At 28.8% G+C, this 21,873-nt stretch carries 19 protein-coding genes, 1 pseudogene and 1 other annotated feature; of the genes and pseudogenes, 2 read left to right on the forward strand and 18 right to left on the reverse strand.

Annotated features, from left to right (window positions below; genetic code table 11):
- The 3 genes and pseudogenes from ACRDDE_RS12725 to ACRDDE_RS12735 all read right to left on the reverse strand — a co-directional run.
- Positions 1-341, reverse strand: a pseudogene (locus ACRDDE_RS12725) (L-seryl-tRNA(Sec) selenium transferase); the annotation flags it as partial.
- Positions 342-365: 24 nt separating this feature from the next.
- Positions 366-1,412, reverse strand: a complete 1,047-nt coding sequence (gene selD / locus ACRDDE_RS12730) for a selenide, water dikinase SelD (protein WP_438627798.1) — start codon at positions 1,410-1,412, stop codon at positions 366-368.
- A 55-nt stretch (positions 1,413-1,467) separates the two neighbouring features.
- Positions 1,468-2,169 carry a helix-hairpin-helix domain-containing protein gene (locus ACRDDE_RS12735; RefSeq protein WP_438627800.1) on the reverse strand — a complete coding sequence of 234 codons (702 nt, stop codon included), beginning with the start codon at positions 2,167-2,169 and terminating at the stop codon, positions 1,468-1,470.
- A 77-nt stretch (positions 2,170-2,246) separates the two neighbouring features.
- Between ACRDDE_RS12735 and ACRDDE_RS12740 the strand changes: the two genes are divergently transcribed.
- The gene (locus tag ACRDDE_RS12740; protein ID WP_438627802.1) at positions 2,247-3,590 is read left to right on the forward strand and encodes a D-alanyl-D-alanine carboxypeptidase family protein; all 1,344 of its coding nucleotides are present in this window, start codon (positions 2,247-2,249) and stop codon (positions 3,588-3,590) included.
- Between the two features lie 27 nt (positions 3,591-3,617).
- On the opposite strand, the gene sdaAA is transcribed toward ACRDDE_RS12740, so the two are convergent.
- The 8 genes from sdaAA to nadD all read right to left on the reverse strand — a co-directional run bounded on the left by sdaAA (position 3,618) and on the right by nadD (position 12,006).
- The gene (gene sdaAA, locus ACRDDE_RS12745; protein ID WP_438627804.1) at positions 3,618-4,496 is read right to left on the reverse strand and encodes an L-serine ammonia-lyase, iron-sulfur-dependent, subunit alpha; all 879 of its coding nucleotides are present in this window, start codon (positions 4,494-4,496) and stop codon (positions 3,618-3,620) included.
- A gap of 23 nt (positions 4,497-4,519) precedes the next feature.
- Positions 4,520-5,194, reverse strand: a complete 675-nt coding sequence (sdaAB, locus tag ACRDDE_RS12750) for an L-serine ammonia-lyase, iron-sulfur-dependent subunit beta (protein WP_438627806.1) — start codon at positions 5,192-5,194, stop codon at positions 4,520-4,522.
- Between the two features lie 121 nt (positions 5,195-5,315).
- Positions 5,316-5,699, reverse strand: a complete 384-nt coding sequence (locus ACRDDE_RS12755; protein WP_438627831.1) for a RidA family protein — start codon at positions 5,697-5,699, stop codon at positions 5,316-5,318.
- A 161-nt stretch (positions 5,700-5,860) separates the two neighbouring features.
- A complete protein-coding gene (gene ilvA, locus ACRDDE_RS12760; RefSeq protein WP_021432067.1) occupies positions 5,861-7,072 on the reverse strand; it encodes a threonine ammonia-lyase in 1,212 nt (403 codons plus the stop codon).
- 326 nt (positions 7,073-7,398) lie between these two features.
- Entirely contained in the window at positions 7,399-9,819 is a 2,421-nt protein-coding gene (leuS, locus tag ACRDDE_RS12765) for a leucine--tRNA ligase (RefSeq protein ID WP_438627808.1), read from the reverse strand.
- Positions 9,820-9,987: 168 nt separating this feature from the next.
- Positions 9,988-10,183, reverse strand: a binding site (T-box leader).
- Positions 10,184-10,214: 31 nt separating this feature from the next.
- Positions 10,215-10,568 carry a ribosome silencing factor gene (gene rsfS / locus ACRDDE_RS12770; RefSeq protein WP_234248429.1) on the reverse strand — a complete coding sequence of 118 codons (354 nt, stop codon included), beginning with the start codon at positions 10,566-10,568 and terminating at the stop codon, positions 10,215-10,217.
- A gap of 182 nt (positions 10,569-10,750) precedes the next feature.
- Positions 10,751-11,314 (reverse strand): bis(5'-nucleosyl)-tetraphosphatase (symmetrical) YqeK, encoded by a 564-nt coding sequence (gene yqeK, locus ACRDDE_RS12775; RefSeq protein WP_438627811.1) that lies wholly within the window; start codon positions 11,312-11,314, stop codon positions 10,751-10,753.
- Between the two features lie 2 nt (positions 11,315-11,316).
- The gene (gene nadD / locus ACRDDE_RS12780; protein WP_438627813.1) at positions 11,317-12,006 is read right to left on the reverse strand and encodes a nicotinate-nucleotide adenylyltransferase; all 690 of its coding nucleotides are present in this window, start codon (positions 12,004-12,006) and stop codon (positions 11,317-11,319) included.
- A gap of 137 nt (positions 12,007-12,143) precedes the next feature.
- On the opposite strand from nadD, the gene recX reads away from it, so the two are divergent.
- Positions 12,144-12,785: a recombination regulator RecX gene (gene recX, locus ACRDDE_RS12785; RefSeq protein ID WP_438627815.1), complete on the forward strand. Its 642-nt coding sequence runs from the start codon at positions 12,144-12,146 to the stop codon at positions 12,783-12,785.
- 67 nt (positions 12,786-12,852) lie between these two features.
- Here the strand turns inward: recX and ACRDDE_RS12790 are convergent, their stop codons facing one another.
- The 7 genes from ACRDDE_RS12790 to ACRDDE_RS12820 all read right to left on the reverse strand — a co-directional run.
- Positions 12,853-14,796 carry a KUP/HAK/KT family potassium transporter gene (locus ACRDDE_RS12790; RefSeq protein WP_438627817.1) on the reverse strand — a complete coding sequence of 648 codons (1,944 nt, stop codon included), beginning with the start codon at positions 14,794-14,796 and terminating at the stop codon, positions 12,853-12,855.
- Between the two features lie 144 nt (positions 14,797-14,940).
- On the reverse strand, positions 14,941-17,325 hold the full coding sequence (locus ACRDDE_RS12795; protein WP_438627819.1) for an ABC transporter permease: 2,385 nt from the start codon (positions 17,323-17,325) through the stop codon (positions 14,941-14,943).
- Positions 17,318-18,001 carry an ABC transporter ATP-binding protein gene (locus ACRDDE_RS12800; protein ID WP_438627821.1) on the reverse strand — a complete coding sequence of 228 codons (684 nt, stop codon included), beginning with the start codon at positions 17,999-18,001 and terminating at the stop codon, positions 17,318-17,320. Before ACRDDE_RS12800 ends, ACRDDE_RS12795 begins: the two co-directional genes overlap by 8 nt.
- 80 nt (positions 18,002-18,081) lie before the next feature.
- Entirely contained in the window at positions 18,082-19,323 is a 1,242-nt protein-coding gene (locus ACRDDE_RS12805) for a sensor histidine kinase (protein WP_438627823.1), read from the reverse strand.
- On the reverse strand, positions 19,320-20,012 hold the full coding sequence (locus ACRDDE_RS12810) for a response regulator transcription factor (RefSeq protein ID WP_438627825.1): 693 nt from the start codon (positions 20,010-20,012) through the stop codon (positions 19,320-19,322). The genes ACRDDE_RS12805 and ACRDDE_RS12810 overlap by 4 nt, the downstream gene beginning before the upstream one ends.
- 132 nt (positions 20,013-20,144) lie before the next feature.
- Positions 20,145-20,906: a MerR family transcriptional regulator gene (locus tag ACRDDE_RS12815; protein WP_438627827.1), complete on the reverse strand. Its 762-nt coding sequence runs from the start codon at positions 20,904-20,906 to the stop codon at positions 20,145-20,147.
- Between the two features lie 116 nt (positions 20,907-21,022).
- Positions 21,023-21,873 (reverse strand): cation:proton antiporter domain-containing protein (locus tag ACRDDE_RS12820; protein ID WP_438627829.1); only part of this gene is annotated, 851 nt, incomplete at its 5' end.

The following is a 21,873-nucleotide window of genomic DNA, read 5'->3' on the forward strand; positions in this document are numbered from 1 at the left end:
GCTTCCCAAAGCTCATCTTTTATACTTTCACTAAGAAGTGATCTTCCTAGGTTTGTATGAAGCACTGTTCCTGTAGCATTTATCACTTTCTTTAATGATAATGAGTATTTTAAATTGCATTTATTAATTGTGTTTTTTACTACTTCATCTATAGTTAAATCAAACTTATCAAAATTTTCCTCTTTTAATTCTACTATTTCTCTTCTTTTTTCTTCTATAGATTCTCTTATACCTTCAAGTAAAATATTTCTTGGATATTCATTTAACGCATTTATTATAATTTCTTGGTTTAACATCTCATCCACTGAAGGTAATTGAGCAAATAATTCTCTTTTATTCATTAAAGTTCCTCTCCCCTTAAGTCATTACTTTACTGTTATATACTTTTCTTTTTTATCTACAACAGTTCCTATTATTTTAGCTTCTATAGACCCATTCTTCTTCATATCTTCTACTAATATATCTGCTAGATCACTCTCTACAGAAATAAGTAATCCTCCTGATGTCTGAGGGTCATATAATATATCTTCCATAGCTTCTTCTATGTTTTCTAATTTAACATTACTTGATATATATTGTTTATTTCTATACATACCAGCTGGTATTATTCCCATTTTAGCCATGTCAATAGCACCATTTAATATAGGAATCTCATTAGCATTTAGTTCTATACTAACTTCTGATGCTTTTGCCATCTCTAATGCATGTCCTAAAAGTCCAAATCCTGTTATATCTGTAACTGAGTTTACCTTTATATTATCAAAGCTCATAGCTGCATATTTATTTAAATGAACCATAGTTTCAACTACGATTTTAGAAGTTTCTTCATCTACTAAACCTTCTTTCATAGCAGTATTTAATATCCCTACTCCTATAGGCTTAGTTATAACTAGTTTATCCCCTACTTTTGCAGTTGCATTAGATAAAACTTTATCAGGATGTACTGTTCCTGATACTGATAACCCATATTTAGGTTCTTTATCATCAACAGTGTGTCCTCCAACTAATAAAGCTCCACTTTCTTTTACCTTATCCATTCCACCTTTTAATATTTCTGCTAGTACATTCATATCATGACATGCTGGGAAACATACTATGTTCATGGCAACTAAAGGCTTTCCTCCCATAGCATAAACATCAGATAATGAGTTAGATGCTGCTATTTGTCCAAATATGTACGGATCATCTATCATTGGAGTGAAAAAATCTAAAGTTTGAATTAAAGCTGTTTCATCATTTAATTTATAAACAGCCGCATCATCTGAAGTTTCAAGTCCAACTAATAAATTTTCTTTTTTATCCGATGTATTTTTAGGTAATTGAGATAATACCGATGCCAGTACCTCTGGCCCTATTTTAGCGGCTCACCCTCCTGAAGTTGTCATATCTGTAAGTCTTTTCATCATTTCCATAATTATGTCTCCTTTCTTTAAAGCATTACATAACTAATAATATCATAATTAGCATTTATTGAATACAGATATAATCCTTCAAATCATTAAATTTATTTTCTCCTATACCTTTAACATTTTTTATTTCATCAATTGATTTAAACTCCTTATTTTCTTCTCTGTAATCTATTATTTTTTGTGCGGTAACCTCTCCAACTCCAGGTAATGAATCTAATTCTTCTTTAGATGCACCATTTATGTTTATTTTTTTATTGTCACCTTCAGTGCTATTATTACCATTATTGTTGTTATTTTCAACATTTTCATTTGAATTATTAACCTCTATTTCTTCACCTTCTTTAGGTATTATATAGTGCCCCTCATCTTTAACTTTCATAGCTAAATTAATTCTATTTGTGTCAGCTTCATCAGTAAGTCCATCACAAAGCTTTACGCCTTCCATTAATCTTTCATTACTTTTTAGTTCTACAACTCCAGGAGAATTTACAGCTCCACTTATATAAATACTAATTTTTTTAGTCATATTTTCAGTTTTATCAATAGTTTTTACATCTTCAATATTTTCTATTTTTGAGAAATCTCCTTGATTATTATCATTTTTTTCAATATCATTATTTTCTAAATTAGATTTTTCACTTTCTGCACCACTTACAACATAAGAATCATTTTTTTCTATAAATTTATTATTTTTAATTAAAAAAACTGAACTTATGGCAATAATCACTATTATTATTATAAATTTTTTCTTCTGTTTCATTTTATCACTCCTTCAAATTTGATTATTGACATAAATATGTTATACTAAAATATAAGTTTACAATCGGAGGACAAAAAATGTTTAAAAAAGTATCAGTATTATTATCATTCATAATAACTTTTGTTAATTTATTTGCATTTGGTAATATTTCATTCGCAGAAACACCACCTCCTAATATATCTGCTCAATATGCAGTTTTAATGGATTACACAAGTGGAAAAGTTTTATATGAAAAAAATTCTAATGCAAATTTATACCCAGCTTCTACAACTAAGATGTGGACTGCTTATCTTACATTAAAATATGCCAAAAACCTAGATGAGGTTGTAACTGTTGGTAATATAGGAACTGTAGGTGGCACAAGTATGTATTTAGTTCCAGGGGAGCAAGTTACAGTTAGGCAACTATTAGAAGGTTTACTTTTAGTTTCTGGAAATGATGCAGCTGTTGTTTTAGCTCAACATATTAGCGGATCTATACCAGAATTTGCAAACTTAATGAACGAAGAAGCTAAAAAGATAGGTGCTAAGAATACTCATTTCCATAATCCAAATGGATTACCTGACCCTGAACATTACACATCAGCTTATGATATGGCTTTAATGGCAAGAGAAGCAATGAATAATGAAGATTTTAGAAACATAGTAAATAAAAAAACAATAAAAGTACCAGCTACAAATTTATCACCAGAAAGAACATTCACTAACACAAACAAATTTTTAACAGGAACTACTACTATTCCTTATAAAGGACAAAATACAGATATTAAGTATGACATAGTAGATGGTATAAAAACTGGATATACAGATGACGCTGGTAAATGTCTACTTTCTAGCGCCAAAAAAGATGATATGAGATTAGTTGCTGCTGTATTTAAAGCAGATGGTGAACCTAACTTATATACAGATAGTAAAACTCTTTTAGATTATGGGTTTGATAACTTCAAATCTGAAAAAGCGATTGAGAAAAATGATTTTGTAGACTCTAAGTTTATATGGTATGCAAAAGGAAGAAAATTAGAATACGCACCTAAGTATAGTTATTATACAGTTATTAATAAAGGTGAAACGACTCCTACATTTGAAGCTAAGGCTAATTTAAATGATATAAAGCTTCCAATAAAAAAAGGTGATACTGTAGGTACATTAGAGGTTTATAAGGATAAAGGTAAAAATCCTGTTTCAAACATTCCTCTAATAGCTCAAAATGATGTTACCAATGTATTTTCATCAATATTGAACAATCCAATAGTAAAAAGCTTCCAATCAATTATAATTGGTGCAATTTTAATAATTGTACTTTTCATTGTATTAGTTTTAGTTAAAAAGAAAGTAAGAAGAAAGAAAAGAAGAAAAAACATATATGCAAAGAAAAAGAGCAATATGTATTCAAATAAAAAAAATCGTAGAAGAAGACATTAAAAAAAGAGGCTAATAGCCTCTTTTTTATTATCCGAATATTTTCTTAGTTAAGCAGTTTCCTGTACAAGTAGCAGCAACTCCACCTAATGCAGTTTCTCTTAACTCCATTGGAAGACCTCTACCAACTTTATACATAGCTTCAACAGTTTCATCAAATGGTATTATATTTAATATTCCAGCTAAACAAAGTTCCGCAGATATTAAAGCATTAGCAACACCTATAGCATTTCTTCCTTGACAAGGAACTTCAACAAGACCTGCTATTGGATCACAAACTAATCCCATTACATTTTGTAAACAGTGAGATGCAGCAGCAACAGCAGCTTCTACACTTCCACCCATTAACTCAACTATACCAGCAGAACTCATTGCAGCTGCAGCACCAGTTTCAGCTTGGCATCCACCTTCAGCTCCTGCAACAGTTGCATTTCTAGTTATTATAGCTCCTATAGCTGATGCTGTAAATAATGCATCTAACATTTCATCATCACTGAATCCATATTCTTTACCTATAGTAACTATAGCTCCTGGTAATATACCACAAGAACCAGCTGTAGGTGCAGCAACTATAAGACCCATAGAAGCATTTACTTCCATTGTTCCCATTGCAGCAGCTAAAGCTTTATTCATTAGTCCACCACAAACTGTTTTTTGAGTGCTTCTGTGATTTTCTAATTTTTTAGCTTCTCCACCTATTAAACCTCCAACAGATTTTATATCTTCTGTTACAGCTCTTTCAGTAGCTTTTTTCATTATATCTAAGCTAACAGCCATTTTTTCTCTTACTTCTTCTTTAGAAAGTCCGCTTAATTCAGCTTCTCTTTCTAAACATAATTGACCTATAGTCATGTTAAATTCTTTACATTTTTCTATTAATTCTGCTCCGCTTGTAAAGTTGTATTTCATATTCTGTCACCCTTCCTTACTCATTAGAATTTGTCTAAAACTACAGCTTTCGCTATAACTTCAAATTTTCTTAATTGATCTAATACATCAACATCTAAAGCTTCATCTGTTTCTATTGTAACAAATGTATACTCAGCTCCAGCTGGCTTATTAGTAGACATATTTGCTATATTCTTGTTGTTATGAGCAAGAAGTCCAGTTACGAAAGATACAGCTCCTGGTATGTCTTTTATTTCAAGTATAACCGCTGGTCTAGAACCGTTAAAGTCAAGTGGTAATCCGTCCATTTCAGTAAGTATAATGTTTCCACCACCTATAGATGCTCCTTTAACTTCTGCTTTAGACCCATCTTCTAAAGTCATTTCCATTTTAACTGTGTTAGGATGTTCGTTTTCTCCTAAGTTAGCTTTAATGAATTCAAAGCTCACACCTAATTCTTTAGCTAAATCAAAAGAATTTCTTATTCTAGCATCATCTGGTTGGAATCCTAATATACCACCAACTAATGCTTTATCTGTTCCATGTCCTTTATATGTTTCTGCGAATGATCCATGTAAATAGAACTTAACATCTTTAACAGGTTTCCCTGCTATTTTTAATGCCATTTTCCCTAATCTTGCAGCACCTGCAGTGTGCGAGCTTGATGGACCTATCATATTTGGTCCTACGACATCAAATACACTATAATCTTTAGCCATTAATAATACCTCTTTTCATCAAATTGTCTTTTTTCTTTTGTTTTGTAAATGATTTCCAATAGTCGCTTAACTCATAAAATGACCATCCTATAAAGAGGTATGGTCATTCTAAAGTCTATTATTATTTTACTATAGCTATAGCTTCTATTTCAACTTTAACATCTCTTGGTAATCTAGCTACTTCTACGCAAGATCTAGCAGGTTTGTTTTCACCGAAGAAAGAAGCATATACTTCATTTATTTCAGCAAAATCATTCATATCACTTATGAACACTGTAGTCTTAACTACGTCTGCAAAAGTTGCTCCAGATGCAGCTAATATTTCTTTTAAACTTTCTAATGATCTAGCAGATTGCTCTTTTGCTCCACCTTCAACTATTTCCATAGTTTCTGGGTTAAATGGAACTTGTCCTGATACGAATACCATGTTTCCATTTTTTATAGCTTGAGAGTATGGTCCTATTGCTTTAGGAGCCTTTTCTGTATGTATTACTTGTTTCATAATCAATCTCTCCTTCTTTATATATAGGTTTTGTTTTTATATTATACTTTTTTCAGTAATATTATACTACTAAATTGTATATATTGTATACAGGATATAGTAAAAAAGTGGAAATTATGCAAGCATAATTTCACTTTTTTATTATATACCCATTATATCATAAATTAATCTTCTATTGCAAACCCTGCAGACTCTACTGCTGATTTTATTTTATCTATATGAGCTTGGTCGAATGTTTCTAATTCTATTTCAAGATATAAACTTCCAAGAGTTTCTTTTGGTGGTCTTGTCATATTTGCATTTAATATGTTTGCATTTAATCCACTTATTATTTGAGTTAACTCAGCTAATCCGCCTGGCTTATCTTGTATTTTAGTTTTGAATGCATATCTTCTACCTTCTGAAGTTAATGCAGTTCCTATAACTCTGTATAATGTGTTAACATCTACGTTACCTCCAGATATTACACATACAACGTTTTCACCTTTAGCTGGTTTGTATTTTCCGCTTAATAATGCAGCTGTTGATACTGCCCCTGAACCTTCTGATACTAATTTTTGGTTTTCTACTAAGAATAACATAGCTTGTGCTATTTCAGTTTCTTCAACTACTATTACTTCATCAACTAACTCTTTTATTATTTCAAAAGTATGATCCCCAGGAGTTTTAACTGCTATACCGTCAGCTATTGTAGTAGCTTTAAATGCAGTTGTGACATGTCCTTGTTCTATAGATTCTTTCATTGATGGTATGTTAGCAGTTTGAACACCTATTATTTTAACATTTGGGTTTAAAGCTTTAGCAGCAGTTGCTATACCAGCTATTATTCCCCCTCCACCGATTGGGCATAATATAGTGTCAACATTTGAATTTAATTGTTCAAATATTTCAAGAGCTATTGTTCCTTGTCCAGCCATAACATATTTGTCATTGAATGGATGTAAGAAAGTTGCTCCAGTTTCTTTTTGTATTTCAACAGCTTTTGCATATGCATCATCATATACTAAACCTTCTTGAACTACTTCTGCTCCATATCCTTTAGTTGCAGTAACTTTTGCAAGTGGTGCAGTAGCTGGCATTACTATTGTAGCTTTTATTCCACTTAATTTAGCTCCAAGTGCAACCCCTTGTGCATGGTTTCCAGCACTTGATGCTATAACACCGTTTGCCTTCTCTTGATCAGTTAAGCTTGCTATTTTGTTACAAGCCCCTCTTACTTTAAAAGAACCAGTCTTTTGTAAGTTTTCACATTTATAATATACGTTTGCCCCAGTCTTTTCACTTAGCTTAACGCTTTCTAACAAATCAGTTGTTTTAACTATGTCTTTTATAGTTTCTCTAGCATCTTTAACATCTTGTAATGTAACTCTTGTCATTTTACTCACTCCCATAATGTTTAGATTTAATTTATAATTGTTTGACATCTTTATTGTATATACTTTCCCATCAAAAATCAACAGGAAAACATTTTTTGGGAATTTTTCAATTTGTCAAAAAATTTACAAATGTGTTGATTCCTCTGTTTTCCTGTTATTTTTCCCCTAAATTTTTTTTTATTTTTTTTTAATTTAATTTTATTTTTAATGATTTTTTCATTTTAAATTTAAAAATCACCTTATTTTTTTAGTTAGATTGATTACTTATGTAAATAAAAAAAGGTCTTTTTTAAAAAGACCTTTTTTTATTCTAGCGAATTTTTTTATTATTTTACAACTATATTAACAAGCTTCTTAGGAACAGCTACTACTTTTACTATTGTTTTTCCTTCTACTAAAGCTTTTATCTTTTCATCATTCATTGCAGCTTCTTGCATATCTTCTCTTGATATATTAGCAGCTACACTTAATTTTCCTCTTACTTTACCATTAATTTGAACTACAACTTCAACTTCATCTTTAACTAACGCAGATTCATCATATACTGGCCAAGATATATCAAATATACTTCCTTCTTTGCCTATCATAGTCCATAATTCTTCACCTATATGAGGAGCAAATGGAGCTATTATTGTAACTATAGTTTCTATAGCTTCTTTTATAACTGCATCATTTCTAGTTTCTAATTCTTTGTATTTGTACATTTCGTTTATTAATTCCATTAATGCAGATATTGCAGTATTGAAACCAAACTTCTCATTTAAGTCTTCAGTTACTTTCTTTAATGTAGCATTTATAGTGAATCTCATAGCCTTATCTTCTTTAGTTAATTCACCAAAAGTAGCATCACATTTAGCTTTATCAGCTAATTCGTCAACTAATCTATAAACTCTGTTTAAGAATCTAAAGCATCCTTCAACACCTTGTTCTGACCATTCTAAATCTCTTTCTGGTGGGGCTGCAAATAATACGAATAATCTAGCAGTATCAGCTCCGTACTCGTCTATTATTTCAAGTGGAGATACAACATTTCCTTTAGACTTACTCATCTTAGTTCCATCTTTTAAAACCATACCTTGAGTTAATAAGTTTTTAAATGGTTCTTTGAAATCTAACATTCCCATTTCATTAAATGCTTTAACAAAGAATCTTGCGTAAAGTAAATGCATTATAGCATGCTCTACTCCACCTATATATTGATCAACTGGCATCCAATTGTTAACTGCATCTTTACTAAATGGCTCGTTAGTATTTTGAGCATCTATATATCTTAAGAAATACCAAGAAGAATCAACGAAAGTATCCATTGTGTCTACTTCTCTTCTAGCTGGCTTTCCACAACATGGGCAAGTAGCATTCATAAACTCTTTTGATGTAGTAAGTGGTGATTCACCTTTACCTGTAAATTCTATATCTGTTGGTAATAATACAGGTAAGTTTTCTTTTTTCTCAGGTACTAATCCACACTCATCACAGTATACTACAGGTATTGGACATCCCCAATATCTTTGTCTAGAAAGTAACCAGTCTCTTAATCTATAGTTAACTGTTTTCTTTCCTATTCCCATTTCTTCTATTTTTTCTATTATTGCATCAAATGCTTTTGAAGCTTCCATTCCATCAAACTCACCAGAGTTTACCATTATGTTGTCTTCATTTATAACCTCAACTACGTTTAAGTTGTATTTAGCTGCAAATTCAGCATCTCTTTCATCATGGGCTGGAACTGCCATAACTGCACCTGTTCCATAGTCAACTAATACATAGTTTGCTATCCATAGCTCAACTTTTTGTCCGTTTAATGGATTTATAACATGTTTACCTATGAACATTCCCTCTTTTTCTAAGTCGCTTGAAGTTCTTTCTATTTCACTCATAGTGTACATTTTAGTTATAAACTTTTCTACAGCGTCTTCATACTCAGTTCCAGCAACTAATTCTTTAACTAAATCATGCTCTGGAGCTAAAACCATATAAGAAACTCCGTGTACTGTATCTGGTCTAGTTGTAAATACTGTTACTGATTTATCACTTCCATCTATATCGAAAGTTATTTCAGCTCCAGTACTTTTTCCTATCCAGTTTCTTTGCATTGTTTTAACTTTTTCTGGCCATCCATCTAAAGTATCTAAATCTTGAAGTAACTCTTCTGCAAAGTGAGTAGTTTTAAAATACCATTGTTCTAAGTCTTTTTTAACTACTACTGAATCACATCTTTCACAAGCTCCTTGAACAACTTGCTCATTAGCTAAAACTGTTTCACAAGATGGGCACCAGTTAACAAAAGATTTTTTCTTGTATGCTAATCCATGCTCTAAGAACTTTAAGAATATTTCTTGAGTGAACTTGTAGTACTCTGGAGTAGATGTTGCTATTTCTCTATCCCAATCATAGCTAAGTCCTAATAATTTTAATTGACCCTTCATGTCTTCTATGTTTTCCATAGTCCACTTATGAGGATGTATTCCATGCTTTATAGCTGCATTTTCAGCTGGAAGCCCGAATGAATCCCATCCCATTGGATGAAGAACATTGTAACCTTGCATTTTTTTAAATCTAGCTATAACATCACCTATAGAGTAGTTTCTAACGTGCCCCATGTGTATTTTACCTGATGGGTATGGTAACATTTCTAATGTGTAGTATTTTGGTTTTGTTGTATCATTAGTATCAGTTTTGTATTGATCATTTTGATCCCAAGTTTTTTGCCATTTAGCTTCAACTTCATTTGGTTTATAAACGTTCATTTTTTTACCTCCTATTTTTTTGTTTCGTGTGGGTCGCTCGTTGTTAGATTGGTTGTTTCCTTCACACAAAGTCATTTAGACTTTAAGTGTTTCGTCATCAACTAATCTAACATCTTCGCTGACCAATATACACGTATAAAAAAATCCCCGTCACTAAACAAATTAATGTTTAGGGACGAGGATATTACTCGCGGTACCACCCTAATTGATTATTTTTAAAAAATAATCCTCTCGTACTAGTCTTTATACCAACTACGGTTAAATAGATTATCTCTAGCAAGTTCAAATCAATTTAATACTAGTTCACACCATCCACTAGCTCTCTGAAATCTAAATTTAATTTTACTACTCTAGTCTATTTTGATTTTTAATTATATCTTATTATTATATAATTATTAAGCTAATGTGTCAACATCAACATATGGAGCATCTTTCCACATTTTCTCTAGGTTATAGTATGCTCTATTTTCTTCATTAAATACGTGAACCATTATATCTCCAAAGTCTAATAGTATCCACTCTTGTGTCTCGTATCCTTCTTTACCTCTTGATTCTATACCTAACTTAGTAAGTTCATCTTCTACATTATCAGCTATAGCTTTTACCTGTCTTGTAGATCCTGCTGTAGCTATTACGAAGTAATCACATAAACTTGATACTTCTCCTACTTTTATTATAGATATATCTTTACCTAGTTTATCATCAATAGCATCATATATAACTTTAACCATTTGTTCTACTGTCGTCATATTAAGTTCCTACCTTCCTTATTTTTTGCGTTTTTATATTATACCACAAAAAACTAACTTCATAATACTAAATTTATATTCTTAGTATTGACTACTTATCAGTATTATCCTCACTTCTTCAATTTGTTAATTCTATATTATTGTTTATTTATATTTATTGTGATTTATTTTATAAAAATTATTTATTTTTCTAAAATAAAATTTCTAGCTTCTATTGTTCTAGGATGTATTATTTGTTTTCTATCTATTACTAACTTTATAGTGTTATCGAAAGATTGTAATAATGCCTTATCCATTTGCCCGTTATAAGCTAACTCTCGTAGTTCTTCTACTCCAGGATAATTTCTATTTTCTTCAATTATATCAGCTATGTATATAATTTTTTCTAGCATGTCCATATTAGATCTTCCTGTAGTATGATACCTAACAGCAGTTACTATATCTAAATCATCTATAAAAAATTCATGTCTAACTAAAACTGATCCTATTATACTGTGAGACAATGCTAAGTTTTCTTTTTCATAATCATCTAAGTATATTTCATATTTTTTTACATAATAATCAACTTGTTCTTGGCTTAAATACTTTGCACAGTCATGAAGTATACCTGCTAAATATGCCTTTTTTTCATCATATTCATATATCTTACTTAACTTTACTGCGCACTTAGCAACACCTTCAGAATGTAACATTCTATTTTTAGGTAGCATTTCATTTAATTTAATTATTAAATTTTGCAAATCCAAAATTATTCAACTCCATTTGTATATATTTTTTTTTCATAAATATAAGATTCCACACATTCAGGTATTAAATATTTAATAGATTTACCCTTTTTTATATGGTTTCTTATATAAGTTGACGATATATCCAGCGAAGGAACATTTACTGACCTTATATTAGCATCATATCTAGATTTTAATCTTTCTATTTTCATTTTAGCTTCATTAGAATTTATTCCCGGTCTATTTGCTGCTATAAAAGTTGCTAACTCAAAATTTTCCCCAACATTTTTCCAGCTTTCCATATCGCAAATAGTATCAGCTCCAGTTATAAAGTATATATTAGCATTTGGATAAATTTTATGTAATTCTTTTAAAGTATCTATTGTATAAGTTCTAGTATTTCTATTTATCTCCATATCCGAAACTACAAAATCATCATTATTCATTGTAGCCAATAAAACCATATTATATCTATCTTTTTTATCCGTTCTTAGTTTTGATTTATGAGGTGGGTTACCAGTTGGTATAAAAAGTATTTTATCAAGATTGTAAGTTTCTCTTACATATTCTGCTGTTGCTAAATGTGCATAATGTATAGGGTCAAAAGTTCCTCCCATTATACCTATATTTACATTCTCATTTCCCATTTTATGAAAATTTGACTTTATGTTGTTAAAATTTTTCGCCTTTAAGACTAATTCATCAATTCTCATTAAAAATCTCCTTTTGTCCTTTATACTTTTATTGTATCATTAATTTTAACTTCTTTGATACAATTATTCTATATTTTACTGTATAATTTTGTACATACTTAAAATGAATTAAGTTAAGTTTTTTAAAGGAGGTATTTATGTCTATAATAACAAAAATAGAAGTTCAGAAAAAAAATGAAGATAGAGTTAACATATATTTAAATGAACAGTTTTTTATGGGAATTTACAAAGAACTAGTTTTTACGTTAAATCTGAAAAAAGGAATGGAAATCGATGAAGATGTATTAAAAGGTTTACTACATGATGAAATGTATATAAAAGCTAAAAACAAGGCTTTATCAATACTTTCCAAAGCACCTCAATCAGAAAAGAATATAATAAGTAAATTATCAAATGACTTTGATGAGGATATTATAGATGAAGTTCTAATCTTCTTAAGAAAGTATAATTTCGTAAACGATGAAGATCTTGCTCAGAGAATAACAAATACAAACTTAAAAGTTAATAAGTGTGGTAAAAATAGAATAAAGCAAAACTTATATAATAAAGGTATTGATAGAAATACGATAGATTCTGTTATATCTGATATAAATAGTGATGTAGAGTTTGAAAATGCAATGCATTTAGCTAAAAAGAGATACGAACGCGTGAAAAATGAAGATAGAAATAAAGTATATCAAAAAATTTCTCAACACTTAGCTTATAAAGGATTTAGTTATGATATTATAAAAAGGGTTTTAAATAAACTTCTTAATTATGATGAGTCAGATTATTGTTAAATAAATTATGGAGTCTTCAAAATAATTACATTTTGAAGACTCCATAATTTTTTAATGCTTGTATATTCTAATTTACTCGTTTAAGTTTAATCTTTTTAATTCTACCTATAGTTATAGGTACTTTTTCTACTTCAACAATACTTGTATCTATACCGAACCATTTTTCAGGAGATACAGTGATTTTCTTTATAAATATTTTAAAACTCATTATTAAATTATCCCAATTTGATAATTGACTTTCCTTAGAAATTACTTCTTCTAAAATTATAAATTTGAAATCACCTACATTTTTATCTTCATCATTATTTATCATATAATCTTTAACATCAAATGATAGTTCTCCCGAAGCAATTAAATCCTGTATTACTTCACGTAAAAATACATTTACTCTCTGCTCAACTCTAAATCCAACTTCAAACTCTATACTAAATATTTGATTTGGTTGTATTGTATGAACGCGATAATTCATTGTATACGGTTCATCTGTAACCTTTACATGTAAGAACCAGTAGTATCTTGAACGTTTTGGCCTCTTATTAAATATTGAATGTAGAATTTTATTCTCTACATAATTTCTATTTTGAGACTGAGTTAGATATACTGTATGAGTTGAATATATAGGTATATCTGTATCTTTCTTTATTGCATCAAATTTATCTAAATGATCAAATATTTTACTAAATCTATTGTGCTTTCTTTTTATAGTTGATCCATGAATCCACACATACATAATAAGTATTATAATTAACCCTATTATTAATGTTATATATCCTCCTTTGAAGAATTTCGATAAGTTAGCAAATAAGAAGCTTATTTCTATTCCTCCAAATACAACTAAAACAAATAAACTTAATACACGTCTTTTTTTATTATATTTTTCATATTGAGATAGTAATATAGTTGTCATCAACATAGTAACTGTTATTGCAAGTCCATATGCAGCTTCCATATGTTCTGACTTTTTAAAATGTAAAACTAGTAATATACATCCTATCCCTATTAAATAATTTACTGAAGGTATATATATTTGACCCTTTTCTTCATTTGGATATCTAACACTAAGTCTTGGAAATAAATTCAACTTTATAGCTTCTGATATTAGTGTAAATGCTCCTGTTATAAGAGCTTGACTAGCTATAATAGCCGCTAGTGTAGCTATTATTACTCCTGGTATAATAAACCAACTTGGCATTATTAAGAAAAATGGATTATCTTTTACCATATTTCCATCATTTAAAATAAGCCACGCTCCTTGACCTAAGTAATTTAATACTAAACATACTTTTGCAAAAATCCAACTATAATATATATTTTTTCTTCCACAATGACCTAAGTCAGAGTAAAGCGCCTCAGCCCCTGTTGTACATAAGAAAACAGCACCTAATATATAGGATATACCTGGACTATTTATTAACAATTTTATTCCATAGTATGGATTTATTGCTTTTATTACTTGTGGATATTTCATAATTTGTGATATTCCTAATACTGCTAGCATTAAAAACCAAGTGAACATCACAGGTCCAAAAAGTTTTCCAATCTTATTTGTTCCAAATTTCTGAAATGAAAATAAAAATATCAATATACAAATAACGATTATTACTATAGTATCTGTATTTAATGTATATATTAAATTTAAACCTTCAATAGCTGAAGTTACCGTCATAGCTGGGGTAATCATTCCATCAGCTAAGAGAGCTGCTCCGCCTATAACAGCAGGAACAACTAACCACTTAGCTCTTTTTCTAACTAATGTGTATAGTGAAAATATACCACCTTCACCATTGTTGTCTGCTTTAAGAGTTAAAACAACATACTTTATTGTTGTTTGTAACGTTAATGTCCAAAATACTAAAGATACTCCACCTAATACTAATTCCTCAGAAATATATCCTCCGTTAGTCCCTAGTATAGCTTTCATAACATATAGCGGAGATGTTCCTATATCTCCATATACAATCCCCAATGCTATTAACAATGATGCTATACTTATCTTTTTCCTGGTGCTCATAAATATTATTCCTTCTTTCACTTTAGATAATTATAGTTCCAAGCAACTATATTGTATGTATATTAGTATTTATTTTTATATAAGTCTAGCAATTTAACTATTACTTAACATATTTAACATAATTAACATAAATCATTTTTTGTTTTATTCGTTATATCTAACTCTATCAATTAAAGATTCTTTATTAAAATTCTTACTTATTATATAAGTTAATGTTAACTGTGCAATTACTATACATAAAACCATAATTAAAATAGGAATAATTGGAAATTCGTACGATGCATAAGAAGCTCCAGTTTTTCTAAAAACATAAACAGCAATATATCCTAATCCACTTCCTAATGTTAAGGAACTTAAAAGCATAGTCCCTGTGTAAAACATAGCTTCAATATTTAACATTTTTATAAGTTGTTTATCTGTTAAACCTATAGCTTGTAACATTCCTAATTCTTTTTTTCTAGTTATTATACTAGTTATCATAGAGTTAATTAAATTCATAAATCCTATAACCCCTATTATTATAACCAAACTATACCCTATAGATTTAGTCATTCCTATAATCATATTATTAGATTCTATTTCATGATCTATATATCTAGCGTCTATATATTCATTTGACTTATCTAAGTTTTTAATAAATTCTTTTACATCGTCATAACTGCCTTCAGCAACATGTATACCTAAATTATCAGTTGTGTCTGTTTTAAACAACTTTTTAAATGCATCATCATGAATTGTAAAAATGCCTGGCCCTGATGTTATAGCTTGAATTTTAAATGTTTTATCGAATTCATCTTTTCCATCATATAATGTTAAAGTTATTTTGTCTCCTGCTTTTATACCAAACTCTTTTGCTAATTCTGGGTATGTGAAAAGTATCTCATCTCCACTTTTCAACTTTTCAATATCTATTTTCCCATCTTCAAGATAAAACTCTAAATCCTCTAAATCTTTCTCATCTATTCCCGATAACTGCTGATATTTATACTCATTTCCAAAATTATTAACTTCTACTTTAGCACTGTTTACACTTTCTAAACTCACAACTCCATCCATATTTAAAAGTTCGCCTCTAAAATCTTTACCTAATGGGTTTTTAGTTTGTAAAATATCAAATTCAGTGTTTGGACTATCTTCTTCTCCAAAAGTATATCCTGATAAGTTTATACTTATATCATAAGGGAAATGTCTTTTTGCCATTTTTTCAGCATCTATACAATTTAAAATACTAGCCATAACTACAAATATTATCCCACTTAGTGAAAGTGATATTATAGTTACATAAGTACGTTTTTTATTTCTTTTTAAATTTGCATTAGAAAGTCTTTTTATATTTATATATTTATATCCTTTTCTGGTTTTAGATTTTATTTTTATATCTCCACTATATCTTACAGCATCAACAATAGATACTTTTGATGCAACCTTCATAGGCTTTAACAAAGATATAAACACGGTTAAGAAACTTACGCCCATAACACCTATTATTATTGGAAGTTTTTGTACATCTGCTCCGTGAAAAAATAAATTTACTAATACAAATTTATTTATTACATATCCTAATACAATTCCTAGTGGTACAGCTATTGTAGATAAAAATATTCCCTCTTTTAAAACAATTGCTTTTATTTGTTTTTTTGTAGCTCCTATAGCTCTAAGTTTTCCAAACTCCTGAACTTTACTTGTTATTGATAGATAGAATATATTATAAATTACTAATATACTAGATAATATAACTATTATTGCTATTGTAGATCCCCACATTATAACCTGAGTATCTGGCTTTAAGGTATTTATATAATCTTCATTCACTTTTATACTACCTTTTGGTATATCTAAGTCCTTACCTATTTTTTCTACTTTTGATATAAGTTCTTCCCCAGATAATTTATTTTCACCTTTTATAGTTACAAATACATTTGAAATTTCTTTATCCATGTCTCTAGTTGATTCCATATAATCTTTCGATACTATACCTGAATAAATTTTTTTAAGTTTAGAAATTTCATTTACTTTTGTAATTCCAGTTAATATGAACTCTGACTTAGTAATCCCCTTTTTTGCAAGATCCTCATATTCTAAATTAATCTTTTGACCTAATTTTTTTTCATATCCCATTTTCTCTAAAGCTAAATCATCTAAAACAATTTCATTTTTTTTAGTTGGAAGTTTTCCATCTATAAAAATTTTACTACTAAATTCTATAGCATTATTATCTATATATCCTATACCTATTTTAGTCTCATCTTTATAATCCTTACTTCCTATGCTATTTACAATTCCAATTTTTTCAATTTGTGAATGAGCTTTAATTTCTTTTAATTTTTGCTCATCTATCTTGCCGTAAACTCCATGTTGAGTTCCTGAGTACTTCCTAACATTTTCTTTATTTAGAAAATCCCAATCTGCACAAGTCAATCCAACAGCAGTTAAAAGTGTAGTTGCTAAAATTATAGTAATAATAATTAGTGTAGATTTTGACTTATTTTGTTTTAAATTACTTTTTGCTATTTTAGAAGTGTTAATCATTTATAACACCGCCTTTTAAGACCTTTCCATCTTCAATATATATAACCCTATCTGCCATTTGTGCTATAGTTTCATCATGAGTTATCATAACTAATGTCTGATTATATTTTTTTATCATAGACTTTAGTAAACTCATTACCTCATCTGATGTTTTTGAATCTAAATTTCCAGTTGGTTCATCAGCTAATATTATAGACGGTCTAGTTGCTAATGCACGAGCAATAGCAACTCTTTGTTGTTGCCCTCCTGATAAAGTATTTGGAAGTGACTCTTTTTTATCACTTAATCCTAAAGCATTTATTATATCGTTTATAAATTCTTCATCTACAGTTTTATTATCAAGACCTATAGGAAGTACTATATTTTCCCAAACATTTAGTGATGGTATCAAGTTATAATATTGGAATATAAATCCTATTTTTCTTCTTCTAAAAATAGCTAAAGATTCGTCCTTTAATGAAAATATATCCTTACCATCTATAAATACTTTTCCATCTGTCGGTCTATCTAGCCCACCTATCATATGTAGTAATGTACTTTTCCCTGAACCTGATTTTCCTACTATAGCTACAAATTCTCCTTCAATTATTTCTATGTTATTGTCATCAATTGCTTTTACTAAGTTTTCTTCATCTCCATAATATTTTTTCAAGCCCCTAGTTTTTAATATACTCATATAGTTTACTCCTTTTCTTTTTCTTACTTTTTATACTTTAATATTAAGCTTTAAGTCTTACGTAACACTTTCATAAAGTCTTACACTTTCGTAAGAAACAAAGAAAATTTACTACCTTCACCTTTTTGAGATGATACAATTATATTTCCACCTTGGCTTTCAAGTATTTTTCTACTTAAATAAAGTCCAACCCCTGAGCCTTCTAAGTCTTGGACTTCTTCACTTCTATAAAATCTTTTAAAAATATTATTAAATTCATTTTTATCAATTCCAATTCCATTATCTTTTATATCAATTCTTATAAAATTTATAGCATCTTGAACATATATATCTATTTCCCCTTTTAAGTTAGTATATTTAACTGCATTATCTAAAATATTAAATATACATTCTTCCGTCCACTTCGAATCATGAGGTACTATTTTATCATCAAAATCATTTAAATTAATAGATATAAATTTATTAATAGCTTTGGGCTTTACACTTTCTATAGCCTTAATAATTGTGGCTTTTATGTTTTTATTTTCTTTTTTTATACTTATCATACTTGTTTCTAATCTCGATATATTTACCAAAGACTCAATGAGACTTTGTAATTTATTTATAGACATACCACTTGTTTTCAAAAACTCTGTCCTATCTTCCTCATCTAAATCTTCTTCTAATAATAATGAATTATATAATTTTAAAGACGCTAATGGAGTTTTAAGTTGATGTGATATATCAGTTACTAGCTCTTTTATATTTTCTTTTTCTTTATCTAAATTTTTAATTTTGATATTTATACTTTTTGATAATTTATTTAAATCCGAATGAATTATATTGAATATACCTTCTTCTTTAAAATCATCTTTTATATTGTACTTCCCATGAATTATACATTCTACATTTTTACTCACTTTATCTAATTTGTTAAATACATATTTCATCAAATTGCACATTATTAATATTATTAATATTATGATTCCTACAAAAACAATTAAATTATTTACCAGGAAATACTTTATATGTTGTTGAAAATTTATATTTTCTATCATTTTATAATTTTTATCATATCCATATTTTTTCAATACCTTCTCGCCTAAATCACTGTAGTCTTTATCATTAATATATATACTATTTACTATATCTGCCTCAAGCTCTGGATGTTCACTTACTATAGATCCTACAATTTTTTTATTTATGTTTAATTGTTCTAGATATATGTTTTTTAAATTATTATATTGATTTATGCTAAATATAAATAAAATTGTTATTAATCCTATCCCCATATATATAGATATACGCTTCACAATTGGCTCTCTTCTTAATAAATCTATCATTTTTTAATACACCTCTTTTCAAAAGTGTATCCAATCCCTCTAATATTTTTTATAAATTTAGGAGTAGACGGGTTATCTTCGACCTTTTGTCTAAGTCTTCTTATATTCACCGCTACAGTATTTTCATCTACATAATTTCCATCAATATCCCACAACGCTTCCATCAATTGTTCTTTAGTTATAGTTTGACATGAGTTTTCCATTAAATACTTAAGTAACTTACTTTCATTTTTACTAAGAATTATTTCATTTTCTTCTTTTGTAAGCTTGCTATCTACATAGTTAAAAGTTATACCATCACAACTTATATAGGTTTCATTGCTAGAGTTTCCAATTCTCTTCATAATTGCATTTACTTTAGATATTAAAATAATTAAACTAAATGGTTTTGTAATGTAATCATCCGCTCCAACATCATACCCTGTAACTATATCAACTTCTTGGTCTAATGCAGTTAGCATTATTATATGAACATCACTTATAGTTCTTATATATTCACAAAACTCAAAGCCATCTCCATCAGGAAGTCCAATATCAGATATAATCAAATCAATTTTCTCATTTAAAAATATATCTTTAGCTTCTTTTATACTAAATGTCGTAAATACTTTATATCCTTCTCTTTTTAATTTAAAGCTGATTCCCCTATTTAAAGACCTATCATCCTCTAATAATAAAATATCTCCCATAAAATGCTCCTTTATATTATCCTTTTACATATATTTTACTATGAAGGTTTTATAAAACAAATAGAAAGTGCTATGAAATTAACTTTTATTTAACCTCATAGCACTTTCTATTTCTTCAGTTACTATATATTTTTAATTAATATGATTCTCACAGTACACATTAATCCCATCATTTAAAAATTGAGCTAATCCTGATTTATACTTATCTATATTTTTTGTAAATCTCTCATCTGCTACATACATTATTCCTAGGCCTCTAAAGATCTCTATTGTACAATCATAAAAATTTTCACTTATATGATTTCTCCATTTTTCAACCACAATTTGTACTTCTTCATCTTCAGGAGATTTATCCATCAATTGTGCCAATTCTTCATAAATTTTATTAGCCTCATCGTTTATTTTTTTCCAATCGTTTTCGCCATATGAACTAGTTTTTTGTTTACATTCACGATAAGCATCACTATCCCCATACTTTCTCTTTGTTTCTTCTTTATATTTTTCCTCGTGCTGTTTAATTTTTTCATAATCGAATACTTTAAAATCTTTTTTACTCATACTCTTATTTCCTCCTAAATCATTTATTTGTTCATCAATAGATTGAATTATATTATTTAATCTATTTCTTTTTTCTAATATCAATTCTTTTTGAAATGATAAAACTTCTTTCTTATTTAAATTTTTATCATCTAATATTTTTTTAATTTCATTCAATGGAAAATCTAATTCTTTAAGTGTTAAAATTTGATATAACCTTTTTATATCTTCATCGCTATATAGCCTATAATTTTTTTCAGTTTTCTTACTAGGAATTAAAACTCCAATTTTATCATAATGGTGAAGCATCCTAATACTTACTCCACTTAGTTTCGAAACTTCATTTACTTTATACATATTTACCTCCTTAAAAATATATTAAGGTATTACATAGTGTTAGAGTCAATAATAATTTTAACCTATTTTTTATAAAACAAAAATAGGATGCCTAAAAAGACACCCTAACTTAATTTTTATGCAGCTTTTTCTTGCTCTAAGTTCTCTTCATTAAACTCTAATACATCTAACTTTTTAGCTACTAACTTAGTAGTACTAGCTTGAACTATTAAAGTTATTAGTATTGTCATAAATACTATTGAAGATATTATCTCATATCCTGGAACTTTCATTGATACCACTATCCCAGATAAAGCAGCGGGTATAACTCCAGTTTCTCTTACCCACATCATAAATAATTTATCGTTTATTTTCCATTTAGCTTTAATATCAAACACTGTACAAATTAATACTACTAGTGGTCTTGCAATAAACATTAAAACTAATACTACTATTAAAGAAGGTAACCAATATTGAGCTAGTGCTCCTAAATCAACATGTGTACCTAATACCACAAATATTGACATACGACATAAAGATGCTACACTCTCTCTAAAGTGATGTTCAGATTGGAAAGATTCTTCAGGCACCCATAATCCAAATAATTTTTTATTTCCAGCTATAAGTCCAACTATAAATACCGCCATATATCCACTTCCATGTAAATATGTTGCTATTTCATAAGCTAATATAACTTTAAGTATAGATATTATAGGTGCGTATGAATGGAATATTCCCCATTTATTATCACATATAAGAACTGAGAATACATATCCAATAATAAGCCCCACTATAACTCCTACAACAACTGCTACTAATAGCTCTTTTACACTTTCTCCGGCTGAAAAACTTCCTGATGTAACTATTGTAAGAAGTGTACTTACAATTATAGCTCCTACTGCATCGTTAAATGCAGACTCACTTACAACTGTTTGCTTTATTTTATCTTTTATAGTAACTTGTTTAAATACTGGTATAAGTGCTGCAG

This window comes from Paraclostridium sp. (assembly GCF_051656405.1).
Lineage (GTDB): Bacteria > Bacillota > Clostridia > Peptostreptococcales > Peptostreptococcaceae > Paraclostridium.

Excerpts from the sequence above, each read along its gene's own strand:
- ACRDDE_RS12735 (WP_438627800.1), bottom strand. The coding sequence starts at position 2,169 with ATGAAACAGAAGAAAAAATTTATAATAATAATAGTGATTATTGCCATA.
- recX (WP_438627815.1), top strand. The coding sequence starts at position 12,144 with ATGTCTATAATAACAAAAATAGAAGTTCAGAAAAAAAATGAAGATAGA.
- ACRDDE_RS12815 (WP_438627827.1), bottom strand. The coding sequence starts at position 20,906 with ATGTATAAAGTAAATGAAGTTTCGAAACTAAGTGGAGTAAGTATTAGG.
- sdaAA (WP_438627804.1), bottom strand. The coding sequence starts at position 4,496 with ATGAAATACAACTTTACAAGCGGAGCAGAATTAATAGAAAAATGTAAA.
- rsfS (WP_234248429.1), bottom strand. The coding sequence starts at position 10,568 with ATGACGACAGTAGAACAAATGGTTAAAGTTATATATGATGCTATTGAT.
- ACRDDE_RS12790 (WP_438627817.1), bottom strand. The coding sequence starts at position 14,796 with ATGAGCACCAGGAAAAAGATAAGTATAGCATCATTGTTAATAGCATTG.
- ACRDDE_RS12810 (WP_438627825.1), bottom strand. The coding sequence starts at position 20,012 with ATGGGAGATATTTTATTATTAGAGGATGATAGGTCTTTAAATAGGGGA.
- ACRDDE_RS12795 (WP_438627819.1), bottom strand. The coding sequence starts at position 17,325 with ATGATTAACACTTCTAAAATAGCAAAAAGTAATTTAAAACAAAATAAG.
- ACRDDE_RS12800 (WP_438627821.1), bottom strand. The coding sequence starts at position 18,001 with ATGAGTATATTAAAAACTAGGGGCTTGAAAAAATATTATGGAGATGAA.
- ACRDDE_RS12805 (WP_438627823.1), bottom strand. The coding sequence starts at position 19,323 with ATGATAGATTTATTAAGAAGAGAGCCAATTGTGAAGCGTATATCTATA.
- nadD (WP_438627813.1), bottom strand. The coding sequence starts at position 12,006 with ATGAGAATTGATGAATTAGTCTTAAAGGCGAAAAATTTTAACAACATA.
- ACRDDE_RS12740 (WP_438627802.1), top strand. The coding sequence starts at position 2,247 with ATGTTTAAAAAAGTATCAGTATTATTATCATTCATAATAACTTTTGTT.
- sdaAB (WP_438627806.1), bottom strand. The coding sequence starts at position 5,194 with ATGGCTAAAGATTATAGTGTATTTGATGTCGTAGGACCAAATATGATA.
- leuS (WP_438627808.1), bottom strand. The coding sequence starts at position 9,819 with ATGAACGTTTATAAACCAAATGAAGTTGAAGCTAAATGGCAAAAAACT.
- ilvA (WP_021432067.1), bottom strand. The coding sequence starts at position 7,072 with ATGACAAGAGTTACATTACAAGATGTTAAAGATGCTAGAGAAACTATA.